This window comes from Pelistega indica (assembly GCF_000506865.1).
GTDB classification, from domain to species: Bacteria; Pseudomonadota; Gammaproteobacteria; order Burkholderiales; family Burkholderiaceae_B; genus Taylorella; species Taylorella indica.
In genome coordinates this window covers 16,157-32,277 of sequence record NZ_AYSV01000054.1, presented here as the reverse complement: position 1 = coordinate 32,277, position 16,121 = coordinate 16,157, and the positions used below count along the sequence as shown (strand labels likewise).

13 protein-coding genes and 2 pseudogenes are annotated in these 16,121 nt (G+C 37.9%); 3 read left to right on the top strand and 12 right to left on the bottom strand.

The genetic code is table 11. The annotated features are described in order from the left end of the window. The first annotated feature begins 84 nt into the window (after positions 1–84). Positions 85–240: a transposase gene (locus tag V757_RS28870; protein ID WP_147628878.1), complete on the top strand. Its 156-nt coding sequence runs from the start codon at positions 85–87 to the stop codon at positions 238–240. Between the two features lie 242 nt (positions 241–482). After that, positions 483–1,178, top strand: a pseudogene (locus V757_RS28865) (IS3 family transposase); the annotation flags it as partial. A 28-nt stretch (positions 1,179–1,206) separates the two neighbouring features. On the opposite strand, the gene V757_RS27440 reads toward V757_RS28865, so the two are convergent. From V757_RS27440 to V757_RS18490, 3 genes are all read right to left on the bottom strand, one after another. Then, the gene (locus V757_RS27440; RefSeq protein ID WP_023949977.1) at positions 1,207–4,017 is read right to left on the bottom strand and encodes a UvrD-helicase domain-containing protein; all 2,811 of its coding nucleotides are present in this window, start codon (positions 4,015–4,017) and stop codon (positions 1,207–1,209) included. Positions 4,018–4,523: 506 nt separating this feature from the next. Continuing rightward, positions 4,524–6,032, bottom strand: coding sequence for a sodium/proline symporter PutP (gene putP / locus V757_RS18495; RefSeq protein WP_023949975.1), 1,509 nt, complete (start codon positions 6,030–6,032; stop codon positions 4,524–4,526). 314 nt (positions 6,033–6,346) lie between these two features. Further along, a complete protein-coding gene (locus V757_RS18490) occupies positions 6,347–6,727 on the bottom strand; it encodes a hypothetical protein (protein WP_023949973.1) in 381 nt (126 codons plus the stop codon). A gap of 785 nt (positions 6,728–7,512) precedes the next feature. On the opposite strand from V757_RS18490, the gene V757_RS18485 reads away from it, so the two are divergent. Beyond that, positions 7,513–7,770, top strand: coding sequence for a hypothetical protein (locus V757_RS18485; protein ID WP_023949971.1), 258 nt, complete (start codon positions 7,513–7,515; stop codon positions 7,768–7,770). A 122-nt stretch (positions 7,771–7,892) separates the two neighbouring features. On the opposite strand, the gene V757_RS18480 is transcribed toward V757_RS18485, so the two are convergent. The 9 genes and pseudogenes from V757_RS18480 to cysK form a co-directional block, all read right to left on the bottom strand. Next, a complete protein-coding gene (locus V757_RS18480) occupies positions 7,893–9,110 on the bottom strand; it encodes a methyltransferase (protein WP_023949969.1) in 1,218 nt (405 codons plus the stop codon). Further along, positions 9,107–9,913, bottom strand: a complete 807-nt coding sequence (locus tag V757_RS18475) for an ABC transporter permease (RefSeq protein WP_023949967.1) — start codon at positions 9,911–9,913, stop codon at positions 9,107–9,109. The genes V757_RS18480 and V757_RS18475 overlap by 4 nt, the downstream gene beginning before the upstream one ends. Beyond that, a complete protein-coding gene (locus V757_RS18470; RefSeq protein WP_023949965.1) occupies positions 9,900–10,598 on the bottom strand; it encodes an ABC transporter ATP-binding protein in 699 nt (232 codons plus the stop codon). Before V757_RS18470 ends, V757_RS18475 begins: the two co-directional genes overlap by 14 nt. Before the next feature lie 28 nt (positions 10,599–10,626). Next, the gene (gene dtd, locus V757_RS18465) at positions 10,627–11,076 is read right to left on the bottom strand and encodes a D-aminoacyl-tRNA deacylase (RefSeq protein ID WP_023949963.1); all 450 of its coding nucleotides are present in this window, start codon (positions 11,074–11,076) and stop codon (positions 10,627–10,629) included. Then, on the bottom strand, positions 11,076–11,672 hold the full coding sequence (locus V757_RS18460) for an ABC-type transport auxiliary lipoprotein family protein (protein ID WP_023949961.1): 597 nt from the start codon (positions 11,670–11,672) through the stop codon (positions 11,076–11,078). Before V757_RS18460 ends, dtd begins: the two co-directional genes overlap by 1 nt. Further along, positions 11,669–12,709 (bottom strand): MlaD family protein, encoded by a 1,041-nt coding sequence (locus tag V757_RS27435; protein WP_023949959.1) that lies wholly within the window; start codon positions 12,707–12,709, stop codon positions 11,669–11,671. Before V757_RS27435 ends, V757_RS18460 begins: the two co-directional genes overlap by 4 nt. A gap of 1 nt (position 12,710) precedes the next feature. Continuing rightward, positions 12,711–13,510: pseudogene (locus V757_RS18455) on the bottom strand (ABC transporter ATP-binding protein). A 104-nt stretch (positions 13,511–13,614) separates the two neighbouring features. Beyond that, positions 13,615–14,802, bottom strand: coding sequence for an MlaE family ABC transporter permease (locus tag V757_RS18450; protein ID WP_023949957.1), 1,188 nt, complete (start codon positions 14,800–14,802; stop codon positions 13,615–13,617). A 102-nt stretch (positions 14,803–14,904) separates the two neighbouring features. Further along, the gene (gene cysK / locus V757_RS18445) at positions 14,905–15,885 is read right to left on the bottom strand and encodes a cysteine synthase A (protein WP_023949955.1); all 981 of its coding nucleotides are present in this window, start codon (positions 15,883–15,885) and stop codon (positions 14,905–14,907) included. Positions 15,886–16,121: the final 236 nt, after the last annotated feature.

Sequence of the window (16,121 nt, the reverse complement as noted above, 5' to 3'; positions counted from 1 at the left end):
ATGTAACCATCCCCTAAATTAAGACAACAAGAAAGTAGAACTTTTTTGAACGTTACCGTAAACTTATTTCAAAGGAGTTTTACCATGAGTAAACGTACTAGCGAAAGCCAAATTATCAACATTCTTAAACAAGCCGAGGCAGGCACCCCTGTTCAAGAGTTATGCCGTCAACATGGCATTTCTTCTGCCACATTCTACAAATGGCGAGAACGTTATGGGGGATGGAAGTCTCTGATGTAAGACGCTTAAAAGAACTCGAAGCGGAGAATCGTCGGCTCAAGCAGATGTATGCCGAGCTCAGTCTTAAATCCATGATGCAGGAAGAAATCATAAAAAAAGCTATAAAAACCCGTCCAAGAACGCAAGAGTTGGGTTCATGAGTTGCGGGTCAAGTTTACCGCCAGTATTGCCTTGTGTTGCAAGGTGGCTGGCATTAGTCGTACGGCTTTTATTTATCGAGAAACGTACTATCAGATGATAGCGAAGTCTCAGCGATACTCACGGAGGTCTCTAATAAGCACCCTCGTTGGGGATTTATGAAGTGTTTTAAAAGAATTCGACATATGGGCTACCCTTGGAATCATAAACGTGTATACCGTGTTTATACACAGCTTAAATTGAATTTAAAAAGCAAGCGCAAGCAACGTTTGCCTGTTCGTGAACCATTGCTATTACAAACACCAGAACGAGCCAATCAGTGTTGGTCGATGGACTTTATGAGTGACAGCTTAGAGAACCAGGTGCGCTTTAGAACCCTTAATGTAATAGATGACTATAATCGCCAAGCCTTAGGGATTCAGGTGAGTGTGGGTATGCCAACAGGCAAAGTGATTGATTACCTAGATCGCCTTGCCGAGTTATACGGTTATCCAGAGAGGATTAGGGTAGATAATGGCACAGAGTTTACCTCGCATCGGTTTGTGAATTGGGCAAAGCAACACGGTATCTATATTGATTATATTCAACCAGGATGCCCCTACCAAAATGGCTTTATTGAGCGATTTAATCGGACGTATCGCACAGAGGTTTTAGGGTGTTACCTCTTTAAAACACTAAAACAGGTTAAACAACTAACCGAGGAGTGGTTAACGATTTATAATACGCAAAGACCTCATGATGCACTAAAGGGGCTCACCCCTTTAATGTACAAACAAAAACATTCCGTTTCTACTTTATAGTTGTACTAAAAATGGGATGGGTACAATATCACTCCGCTATTCTATTAAAAGAAGCCCTCAATTTACGTAGAATAAAAGATAAGAATTGCGATTGGGATTGAGATTGCTGAGGAACGTCAGGGTTATCAACTAAAGGTTCAATACTCACAGTAAACTCTCTTATTAACTCTTCTAAAAATACTGAATGACTAGTCTCAGATATAGATTGACGTTGTTTATCATTGCAAAGTGTTGGATAATCTTGTTCATACATCAAATACACATGCTTCTTAGCGCGGGTCAGTGCAACATAAAAAACTCTCCTCTCTTGGGCAAAAGGGAATTGCTCGAAAGTCGGTTTATATTTCTCCAAACGGCTTGCTTTTTCTGAAGGTACGCCAAACTCTCCCTTATTTAAGCCAAGCAAAATCACAATATCCGCCTCCTGCCCTTTGGCACTATGAATACTTGACATGCGTAAATGGATAGATGGGAACTTTTGCTGATAAATTGCTAATTGTGACTCACTTGGTAATAAATGATTAAAACGTGCCAATATAAGACAAGTGATTTTTGTAGGGTGAAACACTGTTTCCGTTGATGATGGAGTCAGTTTAGATAATATATACTTTTGTTCAATACGCGATAAAAGCTGCTCAATACATTGATATTGAAGCTTCTGTTGATATCGATACTGGGATTGTTGATTCTGAAATTGATACTCTTGGCGTTGCTCACGTTGATATGGTACCAGCGTGACACCATTACCTTCCTCCTGTTTAACCTCAAGTGCCTGCAACGTTTTTTTATATTGCGAAGGATTCTTTTGGATAAATGCACTGCTTAGGTCGCTCAATCCTTGATGAAACCTAAAACTCACGTCCAGACTTATTTTTGTTGTATCGCCAATATAGTTTTCAATATGACGAATATACGCTAATTGGCTACCAGCAAACTCAAAAATTGTTTGCCAATCATCTCCTACACAAAATAAACGAAGGCTAGGCCGTTGTTGTCGCATTGCTTGAATCAATTTAAAACGAGCCACAGATATATCTTGAAGCTCATCAATCAAAATATCTGTCCATGGAATTTGAAATTTACCCTCTTGCACATAATGTGTAGCAAGGCTAATCATGCTATCAAAATCAATAGCTTGCTCCTCACGTAAATAATCTTCATAAGCCTCAAAAATAGGGATTAACAACGAATATATAAACATTTTTTCACTATTAATCCAGTATGTCAGCATTAATGTCTCTGATGATAAGTCTTCAGTATTTATACCTGTATTGCGCTGTTGATTTTTTTGTTGTTCCTTTATTTCTGCTAAGTGTTGTTTTTCTTGTATACGTTCACTAGAAAAATAATGATTGGTTTGCTGATTAATTTGTTCAAGCTGCGCTTGCTCTTCTGCTAAATTAGCCGCTGTTTTTCCTTCAGATTTCAAATAGATAAAATAATCTTGTAAAAGTGCGATCAGCTCATCAAGCCTTCCCGGGCTATTAATCGCCAATGGAATGGATTCAAACGACTTCTGCTCTTGATATTGACATGGTGGTTGCACTACATGGTGTAGTTGATATTGGCTCTGCTCCTGATATTGTGTGGGCGATTGGTTATATACAATTAACTCTTTTAAACTTAAACAAATACTATTCCAATAGTCATACCAGATAAATACATTTTGTTTTTCTACCATATCACCCTTGATATGGATACTATTAACAGTATCAATATTAGTATCTATATTAGTATCTATATAGATATTGGTATCTGTATGGATGATCAAATTTACATTAAAAAAGCAGCACGTATCTCTATATATTTCAATATATGATGTCTTATACTGCTGATGAATTTCACGCGTCATATGTCTAAAACTTGTTAGCGTATGGTTTTCATCTATATCATGTAAATATGCATCAAATACTTGAACATAGATATTCAGCTCAGGTATCAAAAAACTGCATCGGTAAGGCTCATCGCTTTTTTTGTCCAAATAAATATCCTCTTTAAAATGTGCTTGATAGATATAGCGAATTTGGTGATAGTAAAGCGTATTAGCGATGATTAGCTCTAATTGGTTTTGCACATAATCATCTTTCAGCGTTCGCCATACCAATGCCCTTACTGGTTGGTGATAAAACGTAAAGTAAGTAAAAATAGCTTTATGGCTAATTTGCTGTTTAAGATGACTAGCAATAAACTCCTTTAATTTTTCCTCATCCACTAAGGCACTTAGTTTTAAGCATGTATTTTTTGAGAAGGAATTTACCTCTGATTGTGAAAATAAATCTCCATTTTCTTCGCAAGAATTAGGTGTTATAACCTGAGTTGAATATTCTCCGTCTAGTCTTAGCTGATTATATTGTTCTTTCTCCTGTTGTTCTTTGTACTGTTGCTCTTTCTCCGCTTGTTCAACGGCTTGAATAATCGACCACCCTAAACTATGAAAAGTGCGTGCTTGAAAGCCTTGATTTTCCTCTGCCTGCTCTTTAATCCACGGATAATGGTGCATAATCTTTGATGCCCTGTCATTAATCTCATTTGCCGCCTCTACAGCAAAGGCTAGCAATAATACCTGCTCCGCATTGGCTAAATGATTTTCCCAAAGATAGGCTAAACGACCGACAATGGTACTGGTTTTCCCCGTTCCTGCACCCGCCAAGACAAGTGTACTCTGTGCATTAGAAGAGCAAGCTTGATATTGTTTTGCTGTCAGCGGATGCTTTTCTAAACCAGCCCATAATGGAATATGTCTCTGTTGATTCATTGAGTCATCTATACCTTCTATAACCTCCACTTCATCTATCCTATACACATCATCTGTCCTATCCACCTTATCTGTTCTATCCATCTATACCATCAATCCTGTTTATATACTCTTCTTGGTCTAACGTATTAAACTTATGATTCTTATGACTCTTATGATTCTTATGATATAACTTATAATCTTTATAAAACCTATCACCCTTATGTTGCTCTTACTCCTTTCTAATAGCTGCCATCCTCCTCGCCCGATATTTTCATAGCAAGCTCTTTCTTATTGCTTATTATTTATTCTGTATGTCTTATTCCCATTAATAGTAATAGCTATCGAGCGTTAACAATAAAACCATCTCCCTTAAGAATCAAGATGAATAGGATAGATTTGCCCTATCCATTTTCTATTCACTTTCTATTTATTTTTTACATAAAAAAAAACCTTGTTTAGAGCAATAAGCTCTCTAAACAAGGTTTCCATAATTCACTAATAGTCAATAGAGTTAATATCTAGTTCCCAGATAGTTAATTACCACCATCTTATTTATTATTGTCTATTTATATTAATAAATTAGTCTAGTATCAAATAGGCTCTACCTATTATTCCGCACTTAAGCGTTTAAACTCTTGAGTCGCTGTATCAAAACGTTGAACAACTTCAGCAGGTGGTTTACCCATTAAAGAGACAACGTAAAGTACTACCGAGCATGCTATAAAGCCTGGAACAATTTCATATAAAGCACTACCACTGACATCTTTCCAGAAGACGACAACAACAGCACCTACAATCATACCTGCCAAGGCACCAATAGCTGTAGTGCGTTTCCAGAATACTGAAAATAACACTACTGGTCCAAACGCTGCACCAAAACCTGCCCATGCATAAGACACTAATCCTAGCACTTTACTATTAGGGTCTTGGGCAATGAAAATAGCTAATACCGCAACCGCTAATACCATCAAGCGACCAATCCATACCAATTCTGTTTGACTAGCTTGTGGGCGCAAAAAGCCTTTATAGAAGTCCTCTGTTAGGGCTGATGAGCAAACTAATAATTGAGCACTTAAGGTACTCATAATCGCCGCTAAAATAGCCGATAAAATAGCTCCTGCAATCCATGGGTTAAATAGAATAGTTGATAACACCATGAAAATACGCTCTGGATTACTTTTTAATACCCCCACTTGCTCAGGATGCTCTTGGAAGTAAGCAATACCAAAATACCCCACTAATACAGCGCCAAGTAAACATAAAATCATCCATGTCATACTAATACGACGTGCATTTTTTAGTGTTTTAACAGACGATGATGCCATAAAGCGAGCCAAAATATGTGGCTGACCAAAATATCCTAACCCCCATGCAGCGGCTGAGATAATCCCAATAATAGCAGCACTTGATGTATCTGGTACTAAACTAGAATAGGGAATATTAGTCGCTTGTGAAGCAGCTGCAAATGCTGCGCTCAATTCTTCGGCACCACCTAGTTGCAAATAAATAGCAATTGGCGTAAAAATCAACGCGAAAAACATGAGTGTCGCCTGTAGGCTATCACTCCAACTCACGGCTAAGAAACCACCAATAAAGGTATAAATAATCGTTGCTACGGCACCTAATACGATAGCTGTTCCGTAATCCACTTCAAACAACAATTCAAATAGACGCGCACCAGCAACAACACCAGAAGCACTATAAATAGTGAAGAAAAATAAAATAATCGCTGCTGAACCTATTTTTAATAACTTCCCATATTCACCAAACCTAGAAGCAAAGTACTCCGGTAGCGTTAAAGCATTATTATTTAATTCAGTATGTACACGTAAACGACCTGAGACTAATAACCAGTTAAAGTATTGACCAATCGTCAACCCAATTGCAATCCACGCCTCTATTAAGCCACTCGCATAAATAGCGCCCGGTAAACCCATCAATAGCCAACCTGACATATCTGATGCGCCAGCAGCCATAGCCGTTACAAAGCCACCTAGTCGGCGGCCTCCAAGAATATAATCATCAAAATTGCGTGTAGCAAGATAAGCAGCAACCCCGATCCCTAATACGGCAATAATGTAAAGGACAAACGTTACATACATAGGATTTAAACCCATAACTTCTCCCTATTTTCTATTTATTAATAAAAATCATAAACATTTAGTTTTAAATGGCAGTTTAATTATAAGAAAATTATTAGTTTCTGTAAATTTAAACAAAAAATACCAAATAATAGTGCTCTTAAAAGCTTTTTAAGAAATGTGAAACATCTACTGATTTAAAATGCTGAGGTGCGTTTACTCAGGTTATTAATCAAGAAAAATGCCACAAGAATTATTTCTTGTGGCATTAGACGCTATAACGATAGGTTTTATCAATTGGGGAAATCCCCCTAATTTTTAAACCCTAAACTCTAAACCTTCGTAATCATTTATTGAATAACACGGCTTTTATCAGTAATTTCTTTTTTCATAGGCTCAACAGCAGGTTTTACTTGTTCAGGTTGTGGCTGAACAGCTGGTGCAGGCATTGTTCCTTGAGTAGGCTGTGCCTGAGGTGCTACCTCCGGTGTTGTAGTACCTGTTCCACCTACCACATCGCCTGCATGATTAATAACTTTTGTATTTTCTTCGACACGGATTACTTCGCCTGTGCCTGCATTTGATGTTGTTGTTGTTTGCTTCATACGTAGTGTAGGCTCTACATACATATCCTGAGCTTTTTGACGAGCAGGACGATTGTCAACCTCGCTCTCTGCAAATGCTGTTGTAGCAGATAACGCCATTAATGCTGTCAATAAAACTTTTTTCATACTAAACTCCCTTTAATAAAAGTAATGAATTAATTAGTATCTTACTATAATGCTAACAAATACGATCTTTTTTGTGAACACCCGAATCATGATAAAAGCTACAGACTATTACATTTATATAGGAAATTCTCGCTATTATGTTTTAGTCTTTAACCTCTAAGTAGTTGGGTACTATTAAGAGATTTGTATGTCTCTACAATAGAAAAAATATAATTATTCCTCTCCTATTCCTCTAAAAATGCCTTTAATGAGTGTAAGATTAGGATAAACTCAAGGATTGGGGTTTAGCCCCTTGAATGATGCCCGTGTTTATAAATAGCTATAAATTAATATTAGTAAGTAAGCATACTATTATTTGCCAGTAACATTTTGTTGTAATTTTTGAGCTATTTATCCTACTTGTTTTGCTCACTTTCAATTGTTATTTTTTTCATACTAATATCTATCACTACCCAACATCGTTGTGCCATTGTGAGTGTTATGATTTCTTTTGATAGGATAGCGCCATCAAAAGTAAATTAACTAGCAAATTTACAGTACTAAGCATGCTTTCGTGCTATAAAATACTACTAATCTATCAAAAGTTAGGGTAATGACACAAGATAAACAATATAATCTTTTAAGTATCAAACATTTTGGCGACGGTTTATGAGAAAATATCATTAACCAGACAAAGTGTTACTCAGTAAATTAGTCATATAGCTAGAGATTGATGCCACTTTTTGATGTTTAAAATACTTTGTTTTATTTCTTCTTTGTCTTATTTTTTTATCGATTGATTAAAAATGAAAAAACTCATTATTATTTCTTTGACTGCGTTATTAGCTGCTTGTTCTACCACTGGGAATATAGACCTAAGCAATCGAAATAGTTACGGGCTAAAATGCTCTGCTAATGCTAACAGTGCCCCTAACTGGGAAGGTTGTATGGCATCTGCGCAACAATTATGCTCGCCACAACAAGTCGCTAATGTGCAACAATTATCTCCTACTGGTTCAGGCTCACCTGATGATGCTTATTTTATGACGTTTAGTTGCCAATAGTTTTTAAGGTCAACCAGTTTCATTAGACTCGTATTTAGCCTTACTTAGTATTGACACTGGACGTGTTAAATGTAAAGTCATGACTGCTCAATACTAAGTAATGGCACATTTTTTATTAAAAATTACGCTTTTACTAATACCCACAACGAGGTGACTTCTTGTTGTCTTGCTTCTGCTAATATATCTTGCCCATCACGTGCTTTTTTGTGCTGTGCCTGCGTATCATATTTGGCTTTGACTCTTAAACCTGCTGTGCTAATCCAGTCCTCTAATTGCGTCTCGCCTCTTAGCCCAAGTAACTCTGCTAAATTAGACATAATTAACCACCCTTCCCCATCTGGATTTAAATGTTTAACAAGATCCGATAAATAGCCTTTTAACATTTGACTATCAGGATCATACACAGCAGCTTCCAGACTAGTACTGGCTTTGGCCGGCAACCAAGGCGGATTACAGATAATTAAATCAGCCGATTCTGGTGGGAAAAAGGCGTGTTGACGTACCTCAACACAGTGATTTAAGCCGAGTTGTTGTAGATTATATGTTGCACACTCAATAGCACGCTTAGAAATATCAGTGACAACGACTTTGCTAAACCCTCTTTTGGCGACTATAGCGGCTAAGACACCTGTACCACAGCCAATTTCAATCGCTATATTGGTTTGTGATGGTAATGGTGCTTGGGCAACTAATGCTAAATACTCTCCCCTGATAGGAGAAAACACACCATAAAAAGGATAAATTTTAGCGTCTTGACCTAGCGCAGCTATATCTACGCCCTTTTTTCTCCACTCATAGGCACCAATGATACCTAGCAACTCTCTAAGAGAAATCACAAAATCTTCTTGCCAAGAACACACCTGTTTAATAGCCAAATCAATTTCAGGGCTACGTCTTAACGGTATCATGAAATGCGTATTCACATAGTTAACTCTCACCAATAACATACTGAGAATTTGTGCTTTTTGGGCTTGTCTTAAGCGATATAGATTGAATTGCTCCCTAAGCAAATGTGATTGTTGCCGTGTAGAATCTACAGACTTAATCTCTGATGGAGTACGATCATGAGCATTACCTACACTTATTCCTGCTCCTGTAGAAAACGCAGTTTTTTTCTTTTTCTTTTTATCAATATGCCTAGCCATTGCGCTTAATAACTGTTTGGCATTGTGATAATCACCCTGCCACAACATCGCCGTACCATTACGAGCAAAGTTAAGTGCTTTTTCTGCCGTCAATGAATCATCCACACATACACACTGTTTAGGCAATTTGGCTTGATGCTCAGATTGCCATAAGAGTGGTTGTTCTTGTCCTTCTATGTGTAAATACTGTTTCATTTTCTCTTCTTATTCGTCATGATTAAGCGATTGAACAAGAAAGTACCATTCGCATCAAAAAGCCGTTTAAATACCATATACACTAGCAGCACACAGGATAAACCTGTTCCTACCGCCAAGAAAAACATAATCACAATTTGGTATCGTATGGCTTGCTCTGGATCTTGGCCGGCTAACACTTGTCCCGTCATCATACCTGGTAAACTCACTAACCCAACAACCGTCATACTATTAATCGTTGGCATCATGCCGGTTTTAACTGCCTGTGCAGCTTGCTCTCGAAAAGCCTCCCAAGGGGTTGCACCAAGTGCTAATAGGCTATCTACCCTTTCCCTTTGCGAGGTCAATTGCGACAATAAATTATTCAGCACAAGAGAAATAGCGGTAAGAATATTTCCAATAATCATACCTGCCATCGGAATTAAATATTGTGGGCTATACCAAGGTTGTATATTTAAAATTAACTCAATTCCGACAATGACCACAAACCAAGCTGGGACAAAAACAGATATAAACGTATCATAAAAAATACCTGTATAAGACCATGAAAGCCGATTTTTGGCGGCTTGAGCCGCAATCACCATCATCAACGTTACCCATAGCAACACAACCCAAAACTCATTCATCGAAAAAATCCATTTAAGGATAATTCCAATTAAGCTTAACTGAACGATAGTACGAATACTGGCAATCAATAATGATTTACCTAAGCCCAAATTTAAGACAAAGGAAATCAGCCCATTAACAAATACTAAACAAGCCGCTAAAAATATTTCTGTTAAGCCAATCTCATGATAATTCATCACGCCCTACCTCTTCTATTCGTTGGTCATGAACCAATAATCGTCGTTCAGCTACTCTCGCTTTTTGAGCATTATCATGACTAATCCAAAACCACGCTTTAGGCTGTTCATTCATACTTAACCATTGCTCTAATAAGGCTTCTACTAATGTCACTTTTTCTGCATCCAGTGCAGACGTTGGCTCATCAAGCAATAATATTTTAGGATTAATTAATAAGGCTCTTAACAGCTGACATAATTGTTTTTCACCGCCTGATAATAACTTTGTCGATTGCGTTAAAAAATCAGGCGTTTTTTGTAAGGCTTGTAGATAAGTTTGCAGATTTTTTTCAGGGAACGTGCTCTTTTTCCTAATGGATAGTCCCCAAGGTAGTTCCAACATATCGCGTACAGTTTCTCCCTCAACCACAGGCATTTGTGATATATACAACACTTGACTACGATAAAAAGAGGCGTTCTTAGGCGTAATTAGCGTATTTTCTAAATAAATTTTGCCCTGTTCAATAGGATCCAATAAAGCAAGGGCTCTTAAAAAAACGGATTTACCCGAACCTGATACACCATCTACTAATATTTTGTCCCCAGCATGAACCGTACAGGAAAAATCTTTAAAAAATACACGTCCAGTTTGACTATCAATGCGAGATAAATGATCTATTTGTAATAAGCATTCACTCATTGACATAGTTTTTTTCCTCGTAAACAGTAGCCACTTATACTTGTTTACTATCCAAGAGTATGGTTACTGGACCGTCATTAATAAGGCTCACTTGCATATGTGCCCCAAAAACACCTGTTGATATCGGTTTTTGTAATATAACAGAAAATGTTTCCACCAGTTGATTAAACAGTGGTAATGCTATTTCTGGTCTTGCCGCTTGACTATATGAAGGACGATTTCCTTTTTTGGTAGACGCTAATAACGTGAATTGACTCACGCAAAGAATCTCTGCCTTCTTATCCAAAACAGATAGATTCATAACCCCCGTTTCATCTTCAAAAACACGCATTTGAGTCACTTTTCGGGCGATATAATCGATATCCGATTGTGTGTCCTCAGGACTGATACCAACAAGTAGCAACAAGCCTTCTTTAATCTCACCGACTACTTCTCGATTGACGCTAACAGATGCTTGTGCCACTTTTTGTAATACTATCTTCATTATCTATCGTTCTGACGGGTCCAGCTAATAATATCAGCATTTATTTGATCTACTGCTTGTGCAAATGTTGGCATTATCGTATCAACATTGACATTAGGCACTTCTCGTTCAATATGGAATGTTTTTGCCGCTAATACGGCACCAGATAAGCGATTAATCAATGTTACCCCTACAGCGATTACAACATAAGGCTTTTTCTCTTTGTATTGTAATTGAAAGGCCTGCATATCCAAGCGTAAAGAACGATCTACGGTGACTTGTTCATCATTAATCAGTACTGTTTTATACGCATTAGCACGACGAAAATCCTCAACTAATCGATCCCTGAATACTTTAGGAGCAGTATCTTCCCAACGAATCCCCTCATAGGCTTGCACCTCAAGGCTATCCAATACCACAGCAACTCGTTGATGATTAATCACACGATTGGCATAAGGCTCTGGAATCGACAAGCTTTTAGATGACATGCTTACTTGTATAGGAGTACTCCCCGCAGGTAACTGATACGTTTGCAAAGCAGGGTTACTCGGTAAAATACCACAGGCCCCAAGTAATAAACTTATACTCGACATCACCGCTAATCGCTTAATACTCATGGTCTAAACTCCTTCATGGCATTGCCATCAATAAAATATCCACCAGGGTTATCTTCCATATTCTGTAAAATTTTTTGTAAAGAACCAAATGCACGTTTAAACTCAATAATAGCGGGAGTAAGCTCTTTAAATCCTTGTAAACCTTGGTTCAAATTACCCTGATTTTGTGTAATAACACCTTGTATTTTTTTTGTTGAGTCCGACAAGCTAATCATCGCTTGAGAAGCATTACTTAACGCTTTTTTACCCTCAGAAGTCAACATCTTATCGGTGTTATTAGCTAAACGCTCAAAACTAGCCAATGTTTTATTAAACTCAGCAATTGTTTTATTCGCACCTTTAATAACTTCTTTAATCGTTTCTTCTTCACCCGCTACAGTACCTGTAAGACCATCGATATGCGCTAAGATATTACCAGCATGCTTCATATTCTTATCAGAAAAAAGTGTTTTTAAATTTAAACTAATCTCTGTCAAGTTAGCCATTGCATTCTGACCATCTTCTAACAAGGCACTTAATGGAGAAGTATCACTAGGAATAACAGGTAACTCGATTTTAGCTACATTCCCTCCTTGTAAACTGGAAAAAATTTCACTTCCTTTTCGACTAATCATCTCTGCAATTGACGTATCATCATCATCCTCAGGAGGTAATTCAGTGATTTTTGGTAATTGTGGTGAATTTGGGTTTCCGCCTTTTAACGAAATGACCGCTTGTCCTGTTACTCCCATTAACTGTAATCTAGCTCTGACACCCTCACGGATATCCACAATATCTTTATCCACAGAAATGATGGCATCTACGTGACGAGGATCTTTCTTATTTAACGTTAAACGGACAACTTCACCTACATTAATACCACTATAAAGAACCGCACTCCCTCTGGAAAGTCCAGTGACATTTTCTTGGAAGAGAACTTTATAAAAATACTTTTCCTGACCTTTGTTCTGAGTCAGAAAAAAAGCAAAGGCCACGGCAGCCAAAATCATGATTGACGTAAACAAACCGATAAGTATATGCCTAGCTTTAGGCTCCATTTTATTTAACTCCTAGTTGTTCATGAGCCGTATAGGCGGCTCTTCCTCGTGGACCATTAAAATATGCCTGAATCCATTCATTATCAACTTTTACAATATTTTCAATCGTATCGTTTATTAATACTTTTTTTTCAGAAAGTACAGCTACCCTATTGCATGCGGTATACAAGGTATCCAAATCATGCGTAATTAAAAACATCGTCAAGCCTAAGGCATCTCTTAACGTCAACATTAACTGATCAAATGCCGCGGCACCGATAGGATCCAGCCCTGCCGTAGGTTCATCTAAAAATAAGATTTTAGGGTCCAAGCTAATGCCCTTGCTAATGATGCACGCTTAACCATCCCTCCAGATAACTCTGCTGGATATTTAAGTGCTGCATTAGTAGGTAAGCCAACTAATAGAATTTTCAACATAGCGATATGCTCAGCATCTTTTCTAGCTAAACCTAATTGCTCAATCAACGGAAAAGCAATATTTTCTTGTACTGTCAAAGACGAATACAATGCACCTGCCTGAAAGAGAACTCCCAGATTTCTCCCTAATACAGCACGCTCTTTATCCGATAAAGCATCAATCGATTTACCCAAAATTTCTACACTACCTGCAGTAGGTGGACGTAGTCCCACAATACTTCTCAATAAAACCGATTTACCTGTACCAGAGCCACCAACAATGCCTAAAATATCACCTGAATACACATCTAAATCTAAGCCTTTGTGTACATAATAATCACCAAACGCATTATCTAGTCCTCGAACCTTTATCACAGGTGTGCCATTTGCAGACGAACTAGCAATATTCTGTTGCGCGTGTTGCTGAGTAGATGATTCAATCGTTGTCGGTGTCTCTACCTCTTGCGATGAATCTACTCCTTGAGTTGAATGATTCGATAAATTATCGTCTACCATCCTGCCTCCATAAAGTAAACAGCAAATAACGCATCCAATAGAATCACTAAGAAAATACATTTAACAACACTACTCGTCGTATGTTCGCCAACTGACTCCGCACTACCAGAAACCTTAAATCCCTCAATACACCCAGTGATGGCAATTACCACAGCAAAAATAGGTGCTTTGACAAGACCAACAAAAAAATGCCTAACATCGACATTATTCTTTAAGATATCAATAAACAATAAAGGAGAAATATCCATTGAGAATTTCGCGACAATCATGCCCCCAAAAATCCCTGCCATCATACCTAAAAAGGTCAAAATTGGCATCACAATGACTAAGGCTAGTATCCTTGGAACGACCAAAACCTCTAGAGGGTCAATACCTGAAGCACGCAAAGCATCAATTTCTTCATTCACTTTCATTGAGCCTAATTGTGCGGTATAGGCACTCGCGGTACGGCCGGCAATAAGAATAGAGGTTAAGATAATTGCAAACTCTCTCAAAAAAGAAAAAGTCACTAAATGCACGGTAAATACCTGTGCACCAAAATTTTCTAGTACAGTTGCCCCTAGAAAAGCCACTACAGCACCCACCATAAAGCATAGTAGCATAACAATAGGAACCGCTTTAAAACCACTGCTATCTATATTTGCAACCAATGAAGTAAGACGCCATCTAGCAGGATTGATCAACACACGGAAAAAGGCAACAATGACTAGGCCTAAAAAACCCACCCAATGCAGAAACTCTTCCCAAAGATCAACAACCTGAATACCTAGATTTTCAAAAAAAGCCGTAAGAAAAAAAGGTTTGGGCGGTGATTTTAATGCATCCTCATGGGGAATAGCACTGACGATAGCGTCTACCATCGCTTTTCTTTCTGTGGGTAAATTATCTGAAGATAACGCTTTTTCTAAACTACCCAATCCAAAAGCGTCCGCCAATAACAATACACCAGCGGTATCTAGCGTCTTAACATCCTCTAAGTGCAAAATATATGACTGTCCACGAGCTTTAAACGTATTTAAAGCCTGTTTGATTTCCGCATAATTATGAATAGTCCAATCACCATGAATGGCTATGCCTAGCGATTGGCCATCACCCGTCTGGTCTTGCTCAGTAAAAAAAGTCACAAATAGTTTATCAATACAAAAATAGTCAGCTAATAATTGACTAAGAATAGCTGACATGATTGTAAAGCCTTATAAAAACTAAAACAAACCTGTTAACATAAATTAACAGGTTTGCCTTTGAAATGCTTTAACTTGATTAAGTGCCTAGTATACCATTATTTACGCTATCGGCAATCCTTTCTCATCGAAAAGCTGGTCAAATAATGTAGAGCTCAAATAACGCTCTCCCGAATCTGGCAATATAGCGACAATTAATTTGCCTTCATTCTCTGGTTTAGAAGCAACATGAATAGCCGCTGCTACTGCTGCTCCACTTGAAATCCCTGACAAAATGCCCTCTTCACGGCTTAAACGTAAGGCATATTGGATAGCTTCTTCGTTAGACACTTGCTCTACACTATCAATCAATGAGACATCTAAGGTATCAGGAATAAAGCCTGCACCCAATCCTTGGATTTTATTGGGAGAAGGTTTTAATTCTTCTTTATTAAGAAATTGAGTAATTACAGGGCTAGCACTTGGCTCAACAGCAACCGTCTGAATAGCTTTACCTTTCGTATTCTTAATGAAACGTGAGACACCTGTTAATGTACCTCCAGTTCCCACACCCGAGACAAAAATATCGACTTTTCCATCAGTATCTTCCCAAATTTCCGGTCCTGTTGTTTGCTCATGAATAGCAGGGTTAGCTGGATTTTTAAATTGTTGAAGTAATACATATTTAGAAGGATCAGTTGCCACAATTTCTTCTGCTTTAGCAATAGCGCCTTTCATCCCTTTGGCACCTTCAGTAAGGACAAGTTTGGCACCTAGAGCAACCACTAGCTTACGACGCTCTAAACTCATCGTATCAGGCATTACAATCGTAATTGGATACCCTTTTGCCGCCGCTACATAAGAAAGTGCAATACCTGTATTACCACTAGTTGCCTCCACAATCTCTTTACCCGGACCAAGAATACCTTTTTCTTCCGCATCATTAACCAACGCAGCACCGATACGGTCTTTAACAGAGTAGGCTGGATTACGTCCTTCAATCTTCACCAAGATAGTGGCTTTAACACCGTCACCAATTCGGTTAAGTTTAATAAGCGGTGTACGGCCAATAGACTGAGCATTATTTTCAAACCATTTAGACATTTCTCTAATCCTTTTTAACGCTATGTGTTTTAAACGCTTCAGTGCTTGAGCAGAGACTACATAGATAACTACTGCCACGACGGTAGCGTAACACACTATTTATAATAATTTTGACTAAAACATGAACGCTTATAGCCAATAGATTTAATCCTTGAGTAGCAGTATAACGCCTTTTTCTTAATTCAAATAATAATGTTTTATTGTTTTTATATTACTTTTGAAAATATAAATTAATC

Coding starts and splice junctions, on each gene's coding strand:
- cysK (WP_023949955.1), bottom strand. CDS start 15,885: ATGTCTAAATGGTTTGAAAATAATGCTCAGTCTATTGGCCGTACACCG.
- V757_RS28870 (WP_147628878.1), top strand. CDS start 85: ATGAGTAAACGTACTAGCGAAAGCCAAATTATCAACATTCTTAAACAA.
- V757_RS18450 (WP_023949957.1), bottom strand. CDS start 14,802: ATGTCAGCTATTCTTAGTCAATTATTAGCTGACTATTTTTGTATTGAT.
- V757_RS27435 (WP_023949959.1), bottom strand. CDS start 12,709: ATGGAGCCTAAAGCTAGGCATATACTTATCGGTTTGTTTACGTCAATC.
- V757_RS18470 (WP_023949965.1), bottom strand. CDS start 10,598: ATGTCAATGAGTGAATGCTTATTACAAATAGATCATTTATCTCGCATT.
- V757_RS27440 (WP_023949977.1), bottom strand. CDS start 4,017: ATGGATAGAACAGATAAGGTGGATAGGACAGATGATGTGTATAGGATA.
- V757_RS18460 (WP_023949961.1), bottom strand. CDS start 11,672: ATGAGTATTAAGCGATTAGCGGTGATGTCGAGTATAAGTTTATTACTT.
- putP (WP_023949975.1), bottom strand. CDS start 6,032: ATGGGTTTAAATCCTATGTATGTAACGTTTGTCCTTTACATTATTGCC.
- V757_RS18475 (WP_023949967.1), bottom strand. CDS start 9,913: ATGAATTATCATGAGATTGGCTTAACAGAAATATTTTTAGCGGCTTGT.
- V757_RS18485 (WP_023949971.1), top strand. CDS start 7,513: ATGAAAAAACTCATTATTATTTCTTTGACTGCGTTATTAGCTGCTTGT.
- dtd (WP_023949963.1), bottom strand. CDS start 11,076: ATGAAGATAGTATTACAAAAAGTGGCACAAGCATCTGTTAGCGTCAAT.
- V757_RS18490 (WP_023949973.1), bottom strand. CDS start 6,727: ATGAAAAAAGTTTTATTGACAGCATTAATGGCGTTATCTGCTACAACA.
- V757_RS18480 (WP_023949969.1), bottom strand. CDS start 9,110: ATGAAACAGTATTTACACATAGAAGGACAAGAACAACCACTCTTATGG.